Annotated in this window: 16 protein-coding genes; 11 read left to right on the forward strand and 5 right to left on the reverse strand. The window is 35.4% G+C overall.

Translation table 11 applies throughout. The annotated features are described in order from the left end of the window. The coding region (locus AC33VI_RS03110) for a tetratricopeptide repeat protein (RefSeq protein ID WP_491780808.1) at positions 1 to 2067 on the forward strand (2067 nt) is incomplete at its 5' end. Positions 2068 to 2074: 7 nt separating this feature from the next. Here AC33VI_RS03110 and AC33VI_RS03115 read toward each other — a convergent pair. From AC33VI_RS03115 to AC33VI_RS03130, 4 genes are all read right to left on the reverse strand, one after another. Continuing rightward, positions 2075 to 3037 carry an alpha/beta fold hydrolase gene (locus tag AC33VI_RS03115; RefSeq protein WP_491780809.1) on the reverse strand — a complete coding sequence of 321 codons (963 nt, stop codon included), beginning with the start codon at positions 3035 to 3037 and terminating at the stop codon, positions 2075 to 2077. A 54-nt stretch (positions 3038 to 3091) separates the two neighbouring features. Continuing rightward, complete coding sequence (locus AC33VI_RS03120; RefSeq protein ID WP_491780810.1) at positions 3092 to 3322, reverse strand: hypothetical protein; 231 nt, start codon at positions 3320 to 3322, stop codon at positions 3092 to 3094. Positions 3323 to 3540: 218 nt separating this feature from the next. Further along, positions 3541 to 4368 carry a squalene/phytoene synthase family protein gene (locus AC33VI_RS03125; protein ID WP_491780811.1) on the reverse strand — a complete coding sequence of 276 codons (828 nt, stop codon included), beginning with the start codon at positions 4366 to 4368 and terminating at the stop codon, positions 3541 to 3543. Positions 4369 to 4499: 131 nt separating this feature from the next. Next, positions 4500 to 5834, reverse strand: coding sequence for an MFS transporter (locus AC33VI_RS03130; protein ID WP_491780812.1), 1335 nt, complete (start codon positions 5832 to 5834; stop codon positions 4500 to 4502). A 437-nt stretch (positions 5835 to 6271) separates the two neighbouring features. On the opposite strand from AC33VI_RS03130, the gene AC33VI_RS03135 reads away from it, so the two are divergent. Then, positions 6272 to 7633 (forward strand): J domain-containing protein, encoded by a 1362-nt coding sequence (locus tag AC33VI_RS03135; protein ID WP_491780813.1) that lies wholly within the window; start codon positions 6272 to 6274, stop codon positions 7631 to 7633. A 12-nt stretch (positions 7634 to 7645) separates the two neighbouring features. On the opposite strand, the gene AC33VI_RS03140 is transcribed toward AC33VI_RS03135, so the two are convergent. Further along, the gene (locus AC33VI_RS03140; protein ID WP_491780814.1) at positions 7646 to 8956 is read right to left on the reverse strand and encodes a pentapeptide repeat-containing protein; all 1311 of its coding nucleotides are present in this window, start codon (positions 8954 to 8956) and stop codon (positions 7646 to 7648) included. A 318-nt stretch (positions 8957 to 9274) separates the two neighbouring features. Between AC33VI_RS03140 and AC33VI_RS03145 the strand changes: the two genes are divergently transcribed. From AC33VI_RS03145 to AC33VI_RS03185, 9 genes are all read left to right on the forward strand, one after another. Beyond that, a complete protein-coding gene (locus tag AC33VI_RS03145; RefSeq protein ID WP_491780815.1) occupies positions 9275 to 10042 on the forward strand; it encodes a PspA/IM30 family protein in 768 nt (255 codons plus the stop codon). A gap of 91 nt (positions 10043 to 10133) precedes the next feature. Next, on the forward strand, positions 10134 to 11081 hold the full coding sequence (gene pip, locus AC33VI_RS03150) for a prolyl aminopeptidase (RefSeq protein WP_491780816.1): 948 nt from the start codon (positions 10134 to 10136) through the stop codon (positions 11079 to 11081). A 40-nt stretch (positions 11082 to 11121) separates the two neighbouring features. Next, positions 11122 to 12771 carry an ABC1 kinase family protein gene (locus AC33VI_RS03155; protein WP_491780817.1) on the forward strand — a complete coding sequence of 550 codons (1650 nt, stop codon included), beginning with the start codon at positions 11122 to 11124 and terminating at the stop codon, positions 12769 to 12771. A 426-nt stretch (positions 12772 to 13197) separates the two neighbouring features. Beyond that, positions 13198 to 16095 (forward strand): polysaccharide biosynthesis protein, encoded by a 2898-nt coding sequence (locus tag AC33VI_RS03160; protein WP_491780818.1) that lies wholly within the window; start codon positions 13198 to 13200, stop codon positions 16093 to 16095. Between the two features lie 77 nt (positions 16096 to 16172). Next, on the forward strand, positions 16173 to 16919 hold the full coding sequence (locus AC33VI_RS03165; protein WP_491780819.1) for a sulfotransferase: 747 nt from the start codon (positions 16173 to 16175) through the stop codon (positions 16917 to 16919). Between the two features lie 241 nt (positions 16920 to 17160). Further along, positions 17161 to 18519, forward strand: a complete 1359-nt coding sequence (locus AC33VI_RS03170) for a flippase (protein WP_491780820.1) — start codon at positions 17161 to 17163, stop codon at positions 18517 to 18519. A 44-nt stretch (positions 18520 to 18563) separates the two neighbouring features. Beyond that, on the forward strand, positions 18564 to 19475 hold the full coding sequence (locus AC33VI_RS03175; protein ID WP_491780821.1) for a sulfotransferase family protein: 912 nt from the start codon (positions 18564 to 18566) through the stop codon (positions 19473 to 19475). A gap of 120 nt (positions 19476 to 19595) precedes the next feature. Continuing rightward, positions 19596 to 20348, forward strand: a complete 753-nt coding sequence (locus AC33VI_RS03180; protein WP_491780822.1) for a sulfotransferase — start codon at positions 19596 to 19598, stop codon at positions 20346 to 20348. A gap of 395 nt (positions 20349 to 20743) precedes the next feature. Continuing rightward, positions 20744 to 21664: a sulfotransferase domain-containing protein gene (locus tag AC33VI_RS03185; protein ID WP_491780823.1), complete on the forward strand. Its 921-nt coding sequence runs from the start codon at positions 20744 to 20746 to the stop codon at positions 21662 to 21664. Positions 21665 to 21958 lie beyond the last annotated feature (294 nt).

A 21958-nucleotide genomic window follows, 5' to 3' on the forward strand; every position in this document is an offset into this window, starting at 1 on the left:
GCAAGATGTCAGCAAAGAATTAATAATTGCGATCGCTTTAAACAATTGTTAGTTGTGGCTCGAAATTATAATCGCCAAGGTTTCTTTGACAGAGAATTAGTAGAATTAGTTGAAGCTCAACAGCTTTTTATTACGGAAGAATTAAATACTGCTATAGTTCGATGCCAAGCAGGTATTGTCAAACAACAAGAATACGAACAAAATTTCGCCAGAGTCAAACAATTAACTAGAGAAGGAAAATTGTGCCAAGCATTCTCTTTATTAGAATCTACTTTAGTAAGTTTCAATCGCCAAGACGGGCAAGAATTATTAACCAAATTAGATCGAGTACTGCAAAGTAAAAGTTTATATACTGAGGGACTAATTGCTGAAGATAAGGGGGATTTAGATAAGGCGAATGAGCTATATCATCAGTCTTTAGAAATTACTCCAGAGTTAACTGCTTGTAAAATAAGATTGGCTCTAATTGCTTTAGATAATAATCCTCAACAAACAATTAATTATCTTCAAGGTATTAAAAGCGAACGGGCTAATTATCTTCGTGGTTATGCTTATCATCAGCTAGAAAATTGGCAGCAAGCTAATAAAGAATGGCGTTCTTTAACCCATCCAAAAATCAAACATCAACGCTCTATCCTGAAAAATTTATTAGAACGCGATCGCTTGACTAAAATAAAAACCATCGAGCAATTAACAGATAACCAAGAATTAGCCAAAGCGATCGTTCTCAGTCAAGAACTAATTCAGCAATATGGTACGGATTTAATTGTAGAAAATAACCTTAAAAACTATCTTCAGCCAACTATAGAAAATCAAAACTGGGAGGGAGATAACTGGGAAATAATAGCTTCTAGAATGGAGCAAATCTGGCTAGATCGACAAGATTCTAAGTCTTTACATAATTGGGCGATCGCAACCTATTATCAAGCCCAATTAAACCCTAATAAATTAACCGATCTGATTATTGCTTGGCTAACAGCTATAGCCAATCTTAGATTAGATCCTAGTTTTAAATATATTCCTTGGTTAAAAGAAAAAACTATTGATTTTTCTAATCTCGAACTGCGTTTAAAACAAATCTTAGAAGATGTGATCGATGCTGTTAAAGATAATAATCTAGAACAATACTTCAACTTACGAGATCTTTATCGCCGAGATTTAGCTATGCTATCTCTGCGAGAACAAAACAATTGTGGTATTAAAAATCAATCCCAACTATTAATCTTACCCAATTGCTACCAAAAATTAAAAGATCGCCTACCAATAAATAATTTTCCCGAACAACTTTGGGCGGCATTATATACAGATTGGGGAACAGCAATAGCTGCTTGTTTATCCAAAGATATCGTCCGTGCTATTCAAATTAAACCCCAACAAAAACCAATTTCTAAAATCGAAAATTTTGCCTCTATATTTGTGGCTTATCATGAAGGTTATCACTACCTGCAAAATCAGTATTGGCGCAAATCAATTAAGCCTTTAAATATAGCGCGATCGCAAATTAAAATTAATCCAGATTGGTATGCTGAAGTAGATTTGCTTTGCCAAGAACAACGTAAATATATTATGGGTTCTGAAGAGCATTTAGACTTTAGTAGCTTTTGGTATTCACTATTAGCTAGTTCGACAGCAGCTAGCTATTATGCCGAGCATCAAACTAATAAAATAAGTTGGGAAATAGATGAGGAAATAATTGATTTTCAGCAAGGGCTAATTCAATTAAAAGAATTAGAAACTATCGCTCCTGGAAATTCTTTGGCGATCGATGCTATTAAAACTCTAGAAATTAATTTGCAACTAGAAAAAATTAATCATCTTTGGCAACAAAGTAAATATGAAGAGGCTGTTATTTTAGCTAAAGATTCTAGTTATGAAAAAGTTCGTTTTGCAGTGGCAGAAGTTTGTTTGGAAATAGTTTTACATATTCTTCAAGCTGAAGAGATAACTAATGAAAGTCTCAATTCTATGCAAACCATAACTCAATGGGCTTACGAACTATGTCCTCTAGAACCATCATTTCAACCAGTTTATAGTCATTTAGAAAGATTAGGAGTTTATAATACATAAAGGGTTATTAATTATTGATTATTACTTGTTTGATCGCTTTAATAATAATTTCTGGTTCGTCGATCCAAACAAAGTGGCTGCTCTTGTGGGCTGGTATTTCTGTATAGTTGCTCGATAATAAACTTAGATTGTCGTGTATTTTGTCCCTCAGTTTATCTATCTGCTTTAAAGGTAATATTTTGGTTAATATTGAAGGTTTAAAAAAGCTGTTCGATTTAATACTAACTATGGGTAAATCTTTTAAATCATTAGCTACTTGTAATTGACGACCGCTTTTTTCTAAATTTATCAGTTCTCGTGCCATAGTTATCCAATGATTACAACCGTAAAAAGATCTTTTAATCCATTTTGTAGCTTGGCGATTGCCTTGTTTTAATTCAGGTTTAATTAATTCAAATAAACCTATCATTCCTAGCAGGCGGATAATTCCTAAAAAAGAGCCAATAACAGACATAATGAAGCCAGAAATAAACAAATAATTAACAGCTTTAACTGCCCAAGGCATCTTTAGCATAGCAACTTCATGAAGCCCGTCGGTCAAAATTAATCCAGTTACTTTTTCAGGAAAACGATGGGCAAAAAGACGCATATTGTAACTCCCAAAAGAATCCCCTACCAAAATATAGGGTGGTTCGATATTGGCTTGAGTTAACAAACTATTCCATTCCTCAACGATCGCTTCGCTACAACGAAGACTTCGACTGGCTTGACTCCAACCATAACCAGGGCGATCGCAAATACAAACTTTCGTTAATTTTGCTATTTCATCGATTAAAAAATAGCCTTCAATTCCTCCCAAGCTATGATCTAAGATAACCGTTACTTTTCCCGTACCTTTAACTAGAAAATGATTTTTTTTACCATTTACTTCGATGAATTTTCCAGGTGCAGTTAATCGTTTATTTTCGATCACCCTAGCAATTCCATTAAATAAAATGCCCAACAACAATAAATAAGGATTAATAATCATTTTTTATGCAACATGATTACTGTTATCGCATTTATTTCAGACGAACGATATTATCTACCAAGATAAAAGATAAACAGTAATAGTAGAATTGACTCTTGTTCTAATTATTCCATAACCTTCTAGTGTGAAGCGATCGAGAAAACTTTTAGCGTTACTTAAACATTTTTGAACTAAAAACAGCCTCAAACGTATATATAGTAATGCTTTTACTTCAATTTGGCGTTTTTCTTGATATACTTGGGTTTCAGCGATTTTTTTGTGCTTGACGTATATCCCTTGTGTCACTTGGGTTTGAGGCTGTTTTTTTATGATTTTTGTCTAAGTACCGTTAGAACATTATTGATAATCTGCGATCGCAGGCATCTTGAAGAAAGAAAACCTCGATCGCTGGCGAGAATTGTCTTCAAAAGTGTCAGACAAAACTGAAGAAATCAATTAATCGGTAATAATTTCATTTTAATTTTTCGTTTTTCCTCAACTTGTCACAATTATCCATTACTCAATTATGCTGATTTAATCTTGGTAAATTTTTCCACTAAGCTCAAAACATCATGACGGCTCAATTTAGGTTTACCAATAGCGATCGCATCTAGAGTACCTTTAGCCAAAACGTAAGGAATCTGGCAAAAATCTAAAGCGGGACTGTTATTCGGTAAAGATTCTATATACAAATTTGCTTGTTTCAACTGACGACGAGCATAACTTTGGACTTCTTTACTAGTCCAGCCATCGGGAATAAAGTTCACTCCCCGCAAAGAATCTTCTCCTTGATTGCGGACAATATTAACTGCTTGCAAACCTCTGCCAAAGGCGATCGCTTGAGTGCGATTGGTTTTAGTCCCATCGTACCAAGCCCAAAGATCGGAAAGTAGTAAACCTACTGCACCTGCAACGCCAAATGTATAACGGTCTAAATCTGCTTCGGTAGTAATTTGCCAATTTTGTTCCGCCCAATATGCCATGCGGTCTGCCATCGCTGCCGTAGCATCCCAAATTCTGGGGGCGATGGTTGGGGGTGCTAAACTCGCCCATTCCCCAATATTGAGGCTTACATCAGGCAGTACATCCCTGTAGGGAGTTAGATCTGCAGCAATGCAATCATAGGAACTAATATCGGCTATTTCTTGCAGTCTTAAACTAATGCTACGTAATAAATAAGCTTTTGTCTGATTGTCAAGGTCAGGAGTATCTTCTATCTCGTCGATCGCGCGCATACAAAGATAAGCTGATGCTACTGCATCTTGTAGCTTTTCTGGCAGACGGGCAATAGGGATATAGAAAGTCCTGCTAGTTTGTTTGAGAGTTTCTAAGGCTCTATTCCGAAAATCCATGTCTTCCGCTACTCCTCACACTGGCTTAACGAAAAGGATACACTGAAAACTCCAATTTCTAAATAAGATTGGTTATTTTTTTTAGTTTCTGCGGATCGACAAAACTTTATCGGTTTTCTCTCGTTATTATTTTAAGCAGTAGTGGTTTTTGCTCGATCGAATTTATTGCGATCGGGTAATTCTTTTTCCAAATAACGCAAACGAGGCTCTCTATAAGCGATCGTTACTACAGCTATATTTAGAATGCCCAACAAAACTAACAATAGAGTAACTCCTTGTCCCATCCCAGTATTAATAAATCTACTAATGGTTTGAGCAATAATGCCACCTTCTGCCATCAAAGGATTTAAAACATTATCTACTAAAGGGCCAGCTAAAAGATAAGCACAGATAGCTAGGGATCTTTCTAAAGTTTGTTGTAGGGCAAATACCCTACCTTGAAGACGGCTAGGGACTTTACTTTGCCAAATGGCTTGATTGCAACTAACAACGATTGGTTGAGAAAATAAGTAGCCAAAAATACCAATAGCTAAAACAAAGGTAGAAATTTTCAGACCGCCCACTAAAATAATCAATCCTTGAAAACCAACAAAACCGATAATCGCTCTCACGCGATTTTTGGGACCAGACCACAGGCTCATTAAAACACTACCCACCAGCATTCCACAACCGCCAATCGACAAAACTAAGCCCAATTGTTCGGTAGATCCTGGTTGATATAGTAAAGGCCATAAAACCACTTCTAGCATTCCCATCGTGAAATAACTAATGGCAATAAAACAGACCAAACGCAATAAACCAGGTCGCAAAGCAATATAGTTCCAACCTGCTACGGTATCGGAGATCAAGCGATCGATAAGATTAAATTTTCTTTTAGTAGATCTAGTAAATCTTTTAAAATCAGGAAATTTGACGCTGACTAAAGTAGTTATAGCGATCGTAAAAGTAATAATATCAATAATTAGAATGGTTCTCAAACCAAAAAATTTCATTAATAAACCTGCAATTGCAGGAGCAGAAATTTTAGCGATCGCAAAAGAAGCTTGAACCATACCATTAGCACGACTCAAATTTGGCGATGGAACTAATTGAGAAATGGCAGCCATATAAGCTGGTTGTTGGAAAGCATTGAGACTAGAACTAATAATCAATGCTAAATAAATATGCCAGACTGCTAAGTTATTAGAACTAACAAGTAATAATATTGCTAAAGTAACTATTCCCGTACCCAAATCGCTCAAAATCATTGCCGAGCGACGATTCCAGCGATCTACTAACACCCCTGCCAAGGGAGAAATCACTACTTTGGGCAGATACATAAACAAGATAGTCAAAGCGAATTGGGTAATTGTGCCTGTATCTTGATATGTTCTGTCTAAAATCCAGAATCCTAAGGCGAATTCGGTTAATTTAGATCCTAATAATGAAATGACTTGTCCGATCCAGACAATAAAGAAGGTTTGCATATAATTTTGAATATTAAGTGATTGGCTAACATGAGCGAATTATTGGTGTGTGTGGATAAGAAGTAGTGTAATAGTGTAATCGATAAATATAAGTTTTCCATACCAAAAGCCTCAACAGTATATCAAGGGGGATCTTTGTCTCCCAAAAATCCTTGAGAACTTTACAGTTGAATTTGTTTTTTAGATATACTTACAAGTCTTAGTAAGTATTTTTGCTTAAAGTATGAAAGTCTATGTTAGTGTTTCAACATTTCTTATGTTAGATAATTTCGGCTTGATTTTATATTTTCTGTTTCGAGAACGTAAAATTTAAAATTATAGACTTTCTATAACCAGCCTCTTACTTTATGATAAAGAGAAAATAAGCTCGCTTGATAATTAGTTAAGATTAACCACCACAAATTCAAAATTAGTGGCTGTAAAACAAAGAAAAATCAATGGCAAGGGTGGAGAATTACACAGATAACTACTATTCCGCTTTAGGAGTATCTAAGAACGCAGATCTGAAAGAAATTAAGGCAGCTTTCCGTCGTTTGGCACGTCAGTATCATCCAGACCTAAATCCAGGCGATCCAGTTTCGGCAGAAAAATTTAAACAAATTTCCCAAGCCTACGACATTCTATCCGATCCAGCCAAGCGTCGCCGTTACGACCTTCGTTCTTCCTTCGATCGCAGTCAAGCCTATCGTCAAACCAACAGACGACCTTCTGGTCGCGATAACCGACAAACTCGACCGAATAGTTATGGATCTGTTCCTAAAACCGCTCAAGATTTTTACCTCCGTGGCGGTTTGCGAGTTCAAAATAAAGAATATCGTCAAGCAATAGAAGACTATACCAAAGCAATTCAGTTAAACCCGCAATTTGTCGATGCTTATCTCAAAAGATGCGAAATGCGCTACAAAATGGGTGACAATCAAGGGGTTTTAGACGATTGCTATCAAGTGTTTAAAATTAACCCTAACGTGGCAAAAGCTCACTATTATCAAGGAAGAGCGAGATATAGCTTGGGCTATACCCAACCAGCTATAGAATCTTACAATAAAGCGATCGCTAACGATAATAATTATCCTCAAGCTTATTATTATCGAGGGATTGCCTACAAAGAAATGCTAATTACTGTCTCTGCGGTCGAAGATCTAAATCAAGCAGCAGAACTATTTCGCTTGCAAAAAAATTATGAAGCTTATCGTCGCAGTCAAGAAATAATTAACGAATTAACCAAAAGCGATAGCGTAACTAGTTGGTTGGATACATTAGTTCATAATACTTTGATGACCCTGAGCCTTTCGTTTTTTAATCCTGGAGGGGGTTTACTACCATCCTTTTCTCGTTTGAACGGTCAACAATCAAAACAAGTAGGTATTGTTTTTGGTTTATTTTCTAGTTTGTGTTTTGTATGTAGCTATTTTATGATGGGTTTCCCCTTAGTCATGGAAATTTGGCAACTATTTCTCGTTGGTACTATTCCTTTTGTGAGCTTAATCGCTACAGGCAACATTTTCCGCTTTGTCATACACCATAGAGGGCGTTTTTCTACCGATGTATTCATTGCTGGTGCTGCTATTGCGCCTATCGCCATAACTAGTTTGTTGATTGGATTTATTCCTCTGTCAGCGTTTTCTTTTACTATCCCCTTTGCTTTTTTAGGTTTTTCTTACAGTGCCCTAACTCTTAATGCTAGCTATACTCAAATATTGAATCTTACCGAATCGAAAGCTGCTTTGACTGTAGCTTTAATGCTGGTTTTAAACAGCTATGTATGTCTGTCGTTAATCTCTGGTTTATTTTTCTATTAAAAACTGCTCGATTTAATTTTGCTTATGAGTGCTCAATTGCTCCTCAATACTCATCTCTTCAAGATTTAGTTTGTTTTTAGATAAAGAAATCAGATTATACTTGTGCCAAACAAAATTTTTAAGATCGCGAACTTCTATACCAGGAATAACGTTAATTTTTACTAAAAAGCGACGATCGCTTAAGACTTCAATGGCTTTAATCTTAATTTCACAAGATTCGTACTGTAACTGCAAGTTTTCAAAAGTTCTTAAAAAAGTAAACCAATCGAGATCGGCATCAAAAATCATCTCAATTGAACCAATCAAACTTTGAATCACCGAGCGAAATTCATCAGAAGTTAAAAAACGTTCGGGATTTAGAGGTTGGCGTTGCTTTTCATCATATTTCAAATAAAGATATTGACAAATCACTTTGGCAAAACAAGTTTGATGGCCGATTTTCAATTTTTCAATACAAGCACCAGTTAAAATAGAGCGTTCAAAACTAGTCATCCAAGCTTTAGCTTGTACCAAATTAGCCTGAGAAAGATTGGCTGACAAAAAACTAGCCTGAGAAAGATCTGCTCTAGTTAAATTAGCTCGAATTAAATCTGTTTTAGTAAAATTAGCTCCTGTCAAACAGGCTTCTGTTAAATCGGATTTGAGTAAATTGGCCTTGGTCAAATTAGCAGCAGTTAAATTAGCCTCGGTTAAGTCGGCTCTAACAAGACTAGCTTGAGTCAGATTGGCTTCAAAACAATTAGCTTCGGTCAAATCTGCTTGGTCTAAATTAGCTTCAGTCAAATCTGCCTTGGTAAAATTAGCTTGAATTAAATTAGCATGAGTAAAATTAGTTTTAATTAATTGGGCAAGCTCAAAATTAGCACGAGTCAATTTTGCTCCCACAAAAATTGCATTATTAAGATTTGCCTGACTAAAATTAGCTCTACTTAATTCAGCTGCACTAAAGTCAGTCACTCGCAAATCTGCATAGGCTAGGTTAGCTAAACTGAGATTAGCTCCAGCAAGTTCGGCACTGCGATAATTAGTTTTAATTAAAATAGCTCCTGTTAAGTTAGTACTAGTCAAACTAGCCCCGCTTAAATTTGCTCCAGTTAAATTTGCTCCAGTTAAATTTGCTCCATCAAGATTTGCCCCACAAAGATTGCTTTTTACTAAATTCGCTCCTGCCAAATCTACTCCTGTAAAGTCAATCCCAATTAATGTTTGACCGCTTAAATTGATTCCCCGAAGATCTAATTCAAGATGTGAATTCTGTCTTTTATAGTTATTCCAATGTTTTACACCACGATAGATAACTGCCAAGTATTTTTTTTTACTCATCCTTTTCAGTAAGCTAGACTTTAAATGTCAAATTTTTTGCCTAAAATTATAAATAAAACTTGGGCTTAAAAATTAATTACTAAGGATTAATTTAGTTTTGCTTCTAAAAACCATAACTCTAATCACTCTTTTTAATTTAATTTCCAAGTGCATTTTCAGCAGAGATCGACAGTACGTGGGGAGAATATGTCACACTAGAAACACGAATAGTAAGAACGCGGTAGTCTTACAAAAACAATTTCAATTTATGGTGGACTTAGTATCCTTGAGTCTGCCAGCCTATACTCTTTTGTAAATGATTGAAGGATATATAAAGTCATGGGATTATTCGATCGCCTTAGTCGAGTTGTTAGAGCCAACATCAACGATTTAGTCAGTAAAGCGGAAGATCCAGAAAAAGTTCTGGAACAAGCAGTAGTCGATATGCAAGAAGATTTGGTACAGTTGCGTCAAGCTGTTGCCAGAGCGATCGCTACTCAAAAGCGTACCGAGCAGCAATACAATAAAAATAAACGGGAAGCCGATACTTGGCAACAAAGAGCCCAGTTAGCTTTGTCCAAGGGCGATGAAAATCTAGCTCGCGAAGCATTAGTACGTAAAAAATCTTTTGCCGACACGGCAGCTTCTCTCAAGATACAACTCGACCAACAGAGTAACAACGTTACGACCCTTAAACGCAATCTAATTGCTTTGGAAAGTAAAATATCTGAAGCTAAAACCAAAAAAGATATGCTCAAGGCTCGTGCCAATGCAGCTAAAGCTCAAAAACAGCTTCAAGATTCGATTGGTAACATCGATACCAGCAATGCAATGGGTGCTTTTGAACGCATGGAAGATAAAGTCATGCAGTTAGAAGCAGAATCAGAATCAGCCCAAGAATTAGGTGGCTATGGTATCGAACAGCAATTCGCTGCTTTAGAAGCTGGTAGTGGAGTAGATGACGAACTTGCCGCTATGAAAGCCCAATTATCTGGTACTTCTGCTGAAACTCCCAAATTAGAGGCTGCGGACACTGCCAATTCCTCTGCTCAAGATGCTGTCATTGATGCCGAATTAGATGAATTGCGCTCTCAGTTGGATAAATAAAATAATCAACTAATAAAGTTTATACAAATGGCAGATGGTAAATTAATTTTTCATCTGCTATTTTTTTATTCTCGAACTTCAAATTGTTTTTATGAGAGATTTATATCCACCGCTCGAACCTTACAGGCAAGGAAAATTAACAGTTTCCCAGCTTCATACTATTCATTACGAAGAATCGGGAAATCCTCAAGGCAAACCAGTTATTTTTCTTCATGGCGGACCAGGAGGCGGTATCGCGCCTATGTATCGCCAATATTTCAATCCAGAAAAATGGCGGATTGTGATTTTCGCTCAGCGGGGCTGCGGACAAAGTACTCCCTATGCAGAATTACGAGAAAATACTACCTGGGACTTGGTTGGCGATATAGAAAAACTGAGAAATCATTTAGGAATTGAAAAATGGGTAGTCTTTGGCGGTAGTTGGGGTAGTACTTTAGCTCTAACATACAGTCAGACTCATCCCAATAGCTGTAAAGGATTAATCTTACGAGGCATTTTTATGCTCCGCTCTTCCGAAATTCGTTGGTTTTACCAAGAAGGGGCGAGTTATATTTATCCCGATGCTTGGGAAGAATATCTCAAACCCATTCCTGAAGAAGAAAGAGACAATTTACTATCTGCCTTCTACAAGAGGTTGACTAGTAGCGATCGCGAGATACGTTTAGAAGCAGCTAAAGCCTGGTCTGTCTGGGAAGCCAGTACTAGTAAGTTAATTCCCTCCGTCGCTAGCAAAGAACGTTTTGGGATGGCAGAATTTGCCGAAGCTTTTGCTCGCATTGAATGTCATTATTTTGTCAATCAAGGATTTTTTGAGAGAGAAAATCAACTACTAGAAAATATCGATCGCATTCGCCATCTTCCAGCCGTTATCGTCCAGGGCAGATACGATGTGGTTTGTCCGATGAAAAGTGCTTGGGAACTACATCGGGCTTGGGAAGAAGCAGAATTTATTGTCATTCCCGATGCGGGACATTCTGTATCCGAGCCAGGTATTAAAGACGCTTTAATTAAAGCCACAGATAGCTTTGCTGCGTTATAACTTAGGAGACAGAAAATAGACGGATCTATTGAAAAATTAAATGTTTGCTCTAACCAAAAATACCTCTCGCCAGAGAGAAATTGCTGAAGTAGTCTTTCGTAACGGTTGGGATTATGCGCGGGGGTTATTGACTGGAGATAGGTCAGACGAACCCCGTTTGCCTTCTCCAGAGGTTTTACGCAACATCTTAATCGAATTAGGGCCAGTATATGTCAAGCTGGGACAGCTACTTTCGACCCGTCCCGATATTTTGCCAGGACGCTATGTAGATACTTTAACGGATCTGCAAGCCAATGTTCCTCCCGTATCTTGGTCGGAAGTAGAAAATTTAATTAGAGACGAGCTATCCCAACCTTTAGAGTCCATATTTCGAGAAATCGATAAAAATGCGATCGCCGCAGGATCGATCGGTCAAGTACATCGTGCGGTATTGAATGACGGACAGCCTGTTGCTCTTAAAGTACAACGTCCTGGAATTGAAAAGATTGTCGAGCGAGATATTTCCCTCATTAAAAGTCTGGCAGAATTAGTTTCTCGTACAGAATTTGGCAAAAATTTTGATATCGTCGGTCTAGCGGAAGAATTTAGCAATGCCCTAAAAGCAGAATTAGACTTTACTACCGAAGCAGAATATACCGAACAGTTACGTACTAATTTAATTGATAGTCAATGGTTTGATTCTGACAAACTAGTAATTCCTCAAGTTTATAATAGCTATACTACTACTCGACTTTTAACCATTGAATGGTTGGATGGAGTACCGATTTTAGAAGCAGACCTCCCCCAAGTTAGAGAAAATAAAGATCGAGCTACCCAGCGTAGCGAAATTACCACAATTTTATTTAGAGCTTTTTTTAAGCAGGTTTATATTGATGGTTTCTTTCATGCCGATCCTCACCCTGGCAATATCTTCTATCTTGAAGACGGTCGAGTGGCAATTCTTGATTGTGGCATGGTTGGGCGTTTAGATCCCCGTACCCAACAGATTTTAACGGAAATGTTATTGGCAATTGTCGATCTTGATGGTCGTCGGTGCAGTCAACTAACCCTAGAATTAGCCGAAGGAGGACAACAAGTTAACTTGAACCAACTGACCAACGATTACGATCGTATGTTGCGCAAATATTATAATCGCAGTATTTCTCAAATTAATTTCAGCGAAGTAATCTACGAAGTCTTACAGGTATCTCGCAACAATAAAATAAGACTACCCAGCAATATGGGGCTATATGCTAAAACTCTGGCTAATTTGGAAGGGGTAGCTCGCGGATTTTACCCTCAAATTAATCTCCTCGACCAAATTAGACCTTTGATTGCCGATGTTTTTAGCCGCCAATTTTTAGGAGAAAGACCCGCAGAAACTTTATTAAGGATTGCTTTAGATTTTAAAAGTCTTTCTTTGCGATCGCCCCGTTTGGTGGAGTTATTATTAGACCGCATCACCTCTGAGACCCTCAAGTGGAATCTCGACATTGCTCGGCTGGATATTTTAGCCCTTAGTGTAGAAGATTCTGCCAATCGTCTTTCTTTTAGTATTTTAGTTGGTTCTTTAATTATGGGAGCCGCAATTATTTCTACAGGCTCGGCAACCACTCAAGTATCAATTCTCAGCAATGTTCTTTTTGCTGTAGCTAGTCTATTAGGAATTTGGTTAATTGTTAGTATTTTACGTTCTGGAAAACTTAAATAATTTGCGTATATATACTCAGTAAAAGTAAAAATTTTGCCAGAAATTTAGATAAATATAGTGTTGTTTAAAATACTATATTTATCCAAATTTGACGGAAAAATTCATGAAATAGTCATGAATCTAAAATATTAAAATTACAAAGGTCTTTTATAAAGACATCTAATGTATTATTATTTATCTTGTAATAAGTTACAATTTGTTTAAATACTTTAAACACTTGTAACTTTAAATAATCCTTTATTAAATTCAAAAAATATAGAATTACTGACAAATCACAACATTCTCAGTTATTTGCTTCGATTGAATTATTCTTGGGAGATTATTAATTTAATCGATCATCAATCTAAACTTAACTTATTAGATCACCGAACATTTTTTTAATCGACATTAAAATCAGAATAAATAAAAGTTTAAAAAGAATAAAAGATGAGATTGACTACCAAAATAGATAAAAAGCTGAAAGGCTTAGATAAAAAACTACTGGGATTAAATAATCGTCATTTTTTCCTCCTCGATGCACTTGTTTTTTCCCTGACACCTTTACTGGGCATTATTCTTCGATTGGATGACATAACACTATTAGGAGAATATAGTAATGGTTTAATTGTAGCTACGATTATCTTTTCTTGTGTTAAATTGACAATTTTCGTGTTTGGAGGCTTTTATAAACGATATTGGAAATATGCCAGTATTGACGAATTAACTCAGATTGCAGTTTTAACTACTGGTTCGGCGGTTGCCAATACGGTAATTCTGAGTATTTTAGAATACATAGCCGAAACAGAACGATTTTTAGTTCCCCGATCTCTTACTCTTTTAGATGGTATTTTAACTTTTATTTTAATCGGGGGAATTCGTTTTAGTATTAGAGCAGCAGAGAGAAAAAAACAGCAAAGTAAAAATTTTTATAGGCGCGATCGCGTCTTAATTGTCGGGGCTGGGGATGCTGGAGTATCTATTCTCCAAGAAATGCGTCGCAATCCTAAGTTAGGTTTTAATCCCGTTGCTTTTATTGATGATAATCCTCAAAAGAAAGGTTTAAATATTCAAGGATTACCAGTTGTTGGCAACCGCTTTCAAATCCCTGAAATAGTAGCAGGACAAAATATTCGTCAAGTGGTTATTGCCATGCCTACAACCTCAGGAAAAGTAATTCGAGAAATTGTAGATGTCTGCCAAGCTATTGGAGTCTCAGTCAATACACTACCCTCCACTAATGAAATCCTTGATAACAACAAAAAAGTTAACACGATCAGAGAAGTCAAAATTGAAGACTTGTTACGTCGCGAACCCATCCAAACCGATGCACAAGCTGTTTTTAAACTACTCGAAGGAAAAAAAGTCTTAATTAGTGGTGCGGGTGGTTCGATTGGTAGTGAATTATGCCGTCAAATTTTCCGCTGTCGCCCCGCTCAAATTATCTTAGTCGGACATGGCGAAAACTCCATCTTTAATATCAGACAGGAATTAGAGCAAGTATTACAAATATTTAGGCAACAAGAAGAATCCGATCGAGCCCTCACTGAATTAATTCCTTTTATTGCCGACTTAAGAATTAAAACTAGATTAGAAGAGGCTTTTCGTACTTACAAACCCGACATTGTTTTCCATGCAGCAGCACACAAACACGTGCCTTTAATGGAATTAAATCCTCCCGAAGCAATAACTAATAATGTCATGGGGACAAAAAATCTCCTAGATTTAGCGATTCAATACAATGTGAGTAACTTTGTGATGATTTCCACTGACAAAGCGGTTAACCCGACTAATGTCATGGGAGCGAGCAAACGTACGGCAGAAATGCTGGTTTTAAAGGCCGCTCAAACTAGCGGTCGTCCTTATGCAGTAGTACGTTTTGGTAACGTATTGGGTAGTCGCGGTAGTGTAGTTCCGACTTTTAAAAAACAAATTGCTAAAGGTGGCCCTGTAACCATCACTCATCCTGAAATCACTCGCTATTTTATGACCATTCCCGAAGCGGTGCAGTTGGTATTGCAAGCTTCGGTATTAACTAACAAAAATAGTCAAGGTCAGATCTTTATGCTCAATATGGGGCAGCCAGTAAAAATTGTTGACTTGGCTAAAGATCTCATTCGTCTATCTGGATATGAGGTAGGTAAAGATATTGATATTGTTTTTACAGGATTAAGACCTGGAGAAAAACTACACGAAGAACTATTGGTTAGAGGGGAGGAATATGAAAGCACTGCTCATGAAAAAGTTTTGGTAGTCAAAAATGCTAGTCGAATCGTTCCTGAAAACTTTGATTTGACAATTGATATTTTGTGCGAAGCTTCAAAAAACAGCGACACGAATCTAATCGTATACTTACTCGATCGCTTAGTTGTAGGATACAAGACCAAATACCAACAAATTAATGTAGAACGAGCTCAAAATAGTTTAGAGAAAATCATCAGCCAGACTTGCGATTTAAACCCCATTACTGCTATTTCTCAAAGCCATTTTGCCCCTCAATTTAATATTAAAACTTCCATTAGTACTAATCGATTAACACCAAAAGAACTAGATCGAGGATTGAGACAGGCATTAGAGAATCAAGAATTTAGCCTCTATTACCAACCAGTAATGAATCTTCAAACTGGAAAAATAAAAGAATTCGAGGCTTTATTACGTTGGAATCACCCAGAACTCGGTCTAATCATGCCTCAAAAGTTTATGGGTGCTGCTGAAGAATCTGGTCTACTGATTCCGATTGAACGTTGGATTGTTGAAGCTGTATGCAGACAGCTAAAATCTTGGCGAGAAAATTCTAGTTTTGCATCTGATGTTGGTATCAGCATTAATATTCCCAGCCAGACAATTTTGCAAAATAGTTTAGTCAAACATTTGAGTTATAACCTAGAGAAAAACAATCTCGATCCAAAATTAATCTCTTTAGAAATATCAGAGTATCTGCTGGGAGAAAATCCTCAAACTGCCATGAATATTCTACCTCAATTGAAACGATTGGGGATTCAATTGCAAATTGATAACTTTGGTAGGGTTGCCTCTTTATACGGTCGCGTACAGCCCAACTTACTATATAGAGAATTCGACCGCGTTAAAATAGATCGTCATTTAATGTCACGTATCGAACAAGAGAATCTAGCTTGGGAAGTGTTACAGGACATTGTAATTGATATTGAAAATTATGGCTTAGAAATTACTGCTACTGGTATCGAAAATATACCTCAACTCAACAAAGTTAAAGCTATTTTATGCGAGTATGGTCAAGGATATTATCTCAAACAACCTTTGAGTAGTAACGAAGTACTAAAACTTATGGCAGGCAAAAGTCAGGCTATATTTAAAAAAACTAACTAGAAGTGCCATACTCTTTAGTAGACTATCAATAAAGTAATTTTCCAACCAATTAAAGCTTGAATTTTAGGAGGTATAAAATGTCTAGAAAGCCCAAGTTTTGCATAATTACTAGTCAAAGGAGTGGTTCTACTTGGTTAAGTAGATTACTAGGAAGTTACCCTCAAATCAGAATGCTTAAAGGAGATCCTTTATGGGTAGATCCTAGTGAATACGATAATGATTTACCTCGTTATTGCAATTATAAAAAAACTACAAAAGTACCCCGTCCTTGGTCTTTATTTAACTATTTTGAGCTTTTTGAAAATTACGAAAACGAATCCCACGATCTTTTGGGATTTAAGGTCATGCATAATCATATTAAACGTAACCCAGATTTTTTAATTAGATTATTAACAGATAATTATAAAGTTATTCATTTAACCAGAAGAAACCACCTGGATTTGATAATTTCTTCTGAAGTAGGTAACCAATATAAGGTTTATCGTGTAAAAAAAACTGATGTCAAAAATAGACCAGTAACTTTAGATGCTTCTTCGATCCTTCAAACATTTGATTTTCTAGAAAGAGTATATAAATACTCGGAACTATTTCTAAAATTTGCTCCTGTTCCTTGTCTGGAAGTACATTATGAAACTTTAGCTGCAAATCGAGATGAAACTTTGAGCGAGATTGCTGACTTTTTAGAAATCGAGAATAATTCAGCATTATTCCAAACTGATTTGGTGAAAGTAAACAATGGCTCTTACGAAGACAAGATTTCTAATTACGAAGAAGTAGCACAAGTTATTAAAGAATCTAAGTATGCTTATCTTTTATCTAACTAGTTTTAAATCTTAAATAATTTTATTTGTAGCAATCTTTGACTCGAAATATATTTTTAGTTAAAGATTAAAATCATTAAATGATTTGAAGTTTGGCTTTAATGGCAGAAAGAATTGTTTGATTTTCAAGTCTTCAATGGGAATAATAAGTTTCAACAGCTAAAAATAAACCACTAATTGTCTTAAATATATATATTTTTTGTCTAGTTTGCCATGGATTCCCTATAACTAACTAAAATAGTCAATGCTCAAAGTAATTACCGAGAAAATCCAACTATTTTTTACGTCAAAAGGAGAAAAAAATAGCCTTAAAAACAAATTAATTAAAGGTGCTGCTGGTTCTTTAGGATTAAAAGTTTCTTCCAGTATATTAAGTTTTGTAATGAGCCTTGTCTTCGCTCGTTTTTTAGGAAGAGTAGGACTAGGAACTTATTCTTATGCCAATACCTGGGCTAAGTTATTAGCTATTCCCGCAGCATTGGGTCTAGACCAACTTATGATCCGTGAAATTGCCATCTATCGTAACAAGGCAAAGTATGGTTTGATGGGGGGAATATTAAGATGGTCTAATATAATTGTCACGAGTTGTAGTGTGTGCTTAGTTATTCTTGCGATAATAGCAGCTTGGCAATTACAGGGAAAATCTAATCCAGAACTTACTTGGGCTGTAGCATTGGCAATGGTTACAGTTCCCATCATTTCCTTAAGAAGTTTGCGAATGGGAGCAATGAAGGGATTGCATAAAGTTGTCTTGGGACAAACACCAGACTCTCTTTTTTCTCCTCTGATTATTATTTCTTTGACCACCGCAGCTTATTTCATCTTAAGCGATCGCTTTAGTGTTTTTTGGGTTCTGGGAATTAAGATTTTTGCTTCAATTATAACTTTTGTCATTGGTACGAGATGGCTTTTGAAATCTCTACCTAAAGAAGTTAAGACTGTAGCTCCAGAATACAACAGTAAAAAATGGTTGGCTGACGCCTTGCCGTTTATGTTTTTAGGTACATCACAATTACTCAACTCGCGGATCGACATTCTCATGTTGGGTTCGATTAGAGGTGTAGAAGCAGTAGGTATCTATGCAGTACTTTTAGGCATCACCAAATTGAATATGTTCGTCCATCAAGCAGCAAACAGTGCTCTTGCACCTAATATTGCCACTCTTTATTCTGAAGGCAAAATTAGACAATTAGAAAGAGTGATACAAAAAAGTGCTATCTCTGTATTCTTAGTATCATTAATAATCGGCGGAACAATTATGCTATTGGGAGATCGATTCCTGTCAATTTTTGGGGAAGAATTTTTACCAGGTCGTACCGCCTTGAATATTCTTATTTTAGGGCCAGTTTTTACCTCTTTTACTGGTGCGGTAGGCTTACTTCTTAATATGACGGGAAACCAAAATTATACTGCTTTTGCAGTAGGAACTAGCGCGATTTTAAATATAATTCTCAATTCACTATTAATTCCGCTTTGGGGTATAAATGGAGCAGCAACAGCAACTACTACTAGCTTTATAGTTATCAATATTATGAAAGTTATATTTGTTAAGCGAAAATTAGGAATCTCTCTATATTCCTTTAGAAATAAGAGAAATTCTTAATAAAACTGAATTATCTAATTAATTTACAGAATAAAAAAATAGCTATGAAATTGCCTAATTTAATCCTTGCCGGTGCGCCCAAAGCAGGAAGTAGTTCTCTATTTCATTGGCTTGCTGCCCATCCAGAAGTATACGGCACTCCTGTCAAAGAGACTTTTTATTTTATCGATAAAGATAGTTCTCTCTTCCGCCCAGAAGCTAATTACAACCTTCATGGTATTGAAGGTTACGAAGCTTTTTTTCCCCATTGCCCTGAAGATAGCAAAATTATTTTAGAAGCAACTCCTCATTATATTTATCAAAAAACTGCTTTAGATTTTTTTGCTGATTGTAAAATACAGCCTCATGTAGTCTTTCTTCTGCGCAAGCCTTCTAAGAGAATATTTTCTTCCTTTAGTTTTGCTCAAAATAATTTAGCTCGCTTGGATGCTAATTTAACTTTTGAACGAATAACAGATTTATTATTAGATGAAACGGGCGAATTAATCCAAAAATTAGACTATCCTGAAGGTGATTTTATTTATGATTGGTTGAAGAGCCAATTACCTAATAATTGTTACTATAATTTCATTTCTCGTTGGGCAGAGCGTTTCCCTCAAGAGAAAATACATATTATCTTATTTGAAGAAATGGTTGCTAACCCTCAAGCAACTATGATTAAATTAGCTGATAGTATTGGTATTAATAGCAATTTTTACCAAAATTTTTATTTTGAAAAAAGGACTAAAACTATTGCAATTAAAAATAGATTTACTCATCAACTATTGCTGAAATTTGCTCCTTTATTAGGTACAAGCAAAATTAGAGAGTCACTAAAATCTCTTTATTTTAAACTTAATACTACTCCACCAAAACCAGCAACTAAAAATTCTTTAGAACGTTTAGATACTTATTTTGAACCTTACAATCAAAAATTGTCAGAAGCTTTTAACTTGAATTTAAAAGTCTGGAAATAAAAAGCAAAATGTCTTGTGGATCGAGAAACTTAGCTGAATAGATTAGATTTAAAAAAAATTTATATTCATGATAAACTGATACTTAATTTTAAGTATCAAAAATCAAGAATAAAACTAGTCATGAAAACGAAGCCTAAATTTTGCGTGATTACTACTCAAAGAAGTGGTTCCACTTGGTTAAAGGATTTATTAGATAGTCACTCTCAAATCAAAATGTTTGGCGAGCTCTTTTTATGGCGTAAGGTTAAAAGAAAGAAGCAGAATCAAGTTTTTCCTAGATATTACGATTATTATCACTCTGGTTTTAATTTACGTCCTTTTTCTTTGTTCAATTATCTCAATCTTTTAGAAACTTATCAAGAAGAACCTTACGATACAATTGGATTTAAGATGATGTATAACCACATTTTACATAATCCAGAATTTTTGTTCAAAATTATCAAAGATAGATATAAAGTTATTCATTTAGCGAGACGCAATCATTTAGATGTTGTGATTTCTAGAACTGTAGGTAAAAAACAGGGCATATTTCACGTACGTAATTCGACTTCTAAGATTAATCCAGTAACTTTAAATACTTCTTCTTTAATTATGACTTTCAATCTATATGAAACAATGTATAGAGTCACCAAAGCTACATTAAATATTCTTCCTTTAGATGTTTTAGAAATAACCTATCAATCATTGAAAAACGATCGCGAAAAAACTTTAAGTGAAATAACTGACTTTTTGGGAGTAGGAAGTGTAACAAATAATTACGAAAGTAAATATAAAAAAGTTAACGTTGGTTCTTATCGCGAAAAAATTGCTAATTATGACGAAGTTTTTGAGATTTTAAAGTCTAGTAAATATGCCAAACTAATTGAAAATTAACTTAGGATATTTCTTAAAAAAGTACTTTTTTATAAGCATAATCTAATTCAATTGACTGTCTAAAAAGTAAAATGTAGTTGATTAGCTATCTCCCAAACTAAACTCCATCCATTTTTACTTAGTTGATGACTTTTGGCTAGAAGTATTTTAAGAGAGGCATTTGAGTTTTGCGTTCTCACTACAATTGACGATCTAGTGAAACGCTTGTACCGAAAATAATAGCTCTCCAAGACTTTAGTAACAAAAAGTGTAATATATCAAACTAGAGTCAAGTTTATAAATTTTATCTAACACTAGTTACAAGTAGTTTTTAACGAGCTAAAATTTATCTGTAAAAACTATTTGTATATTGATTTCGCAATAAGATAATTATTATTATCGAGATAATTCCAAGAATGAATAAACCTAATTTTTTTATTGCTGGTGCGCCTAAGTGTGGCACTACAGCTTTGAGCGAGTATTTAAGAGATAATCCTAATGTTTTCATTAGCGAACCAAAAGAACCTCATTACTTTACTTTCGATTTTGAAGGATATCGCGTTACTAAAACTTGGTCAGAATATAGTAGTTTATTTGCTGAAAGTACTTCTAACGAAATAGCAATTGGAGAAGGGTCGGTATTTTATCTTTGCTCCAAAGTAGCACTGCAAAAAATTTATGAATACGATTCTCAGGCAAAAATCATTGTTATGCTACGCAACCCAGTAGATATGGTTTATTCGTTTCATTCTCAATTAGTATTTACTGCTGATGAAAATGAGCAAGATTTTGAAACAGCTTGGAGACTACAAGCCGTTCGCCAACAAGGCAAAAAAATTCCCCCTCAATGTCGCGAACCTTTTTTTTTACAATATGCTCAGATGGGTAAACTAGGGGAACAAGTTGCGAGATTAAAAACAGTTTTTCCTGCAAAACAAATCAAAATAATTTTCTTTGAAGACTTCGTTAAATCTACTAAAAAGGTTTATGACGAAGTTTTGGAATTTTTGGGCGTACCCAACGACAACCGCACAGAATTTATTAGAATTAATGAAAATAAAAGCCACAAACTAGGAGTATTAGGTAATTTTACGGCTAAACCTCCTGCTACATTAACTAGTATAGTTTTAAAAGTCAGAGATATTTTAGGTATTAAGGAATTAGGGATCCTCAATAAAATTCGTTCTGTGAATACAAAAGTAGAAGCTCGTCAGCCTCTATCTAATGAGTTGCGCGAAGAAATGATTGCTGAATTTACTTCTGATATTCACAAACTATCTCAGCTAGTAGATCGAGACTTGAGTCATTGGCTAATAGCAAAAACCCCAAGCAAATAAGCACAAAAGATTAGTTATTTCTATTTTTTTTGAGATACTTTATGGCAGAGAATAAAGATTTTTTCTTTAAAGCATATTTTTTCCGCATATCTAAAAATTTTACCAGGCGAGAAAAATTCAACTTAAATAATATTTTATAGATCGTTAATTTGACAATAATGAGTAGCTTGATTCGGTCAACCAATAAACCAAAAACGGGTTTTCTAATTTACTATCAATGTTTTTTGGCAGTAGCAGTAATTTTCGTTTTTTTTAGTAGTCTTCCTGGGATTTTAAGTGCTTATGGAAAGGGAA

The organism is Waterburya sp. (assembly GCF_058530065.1).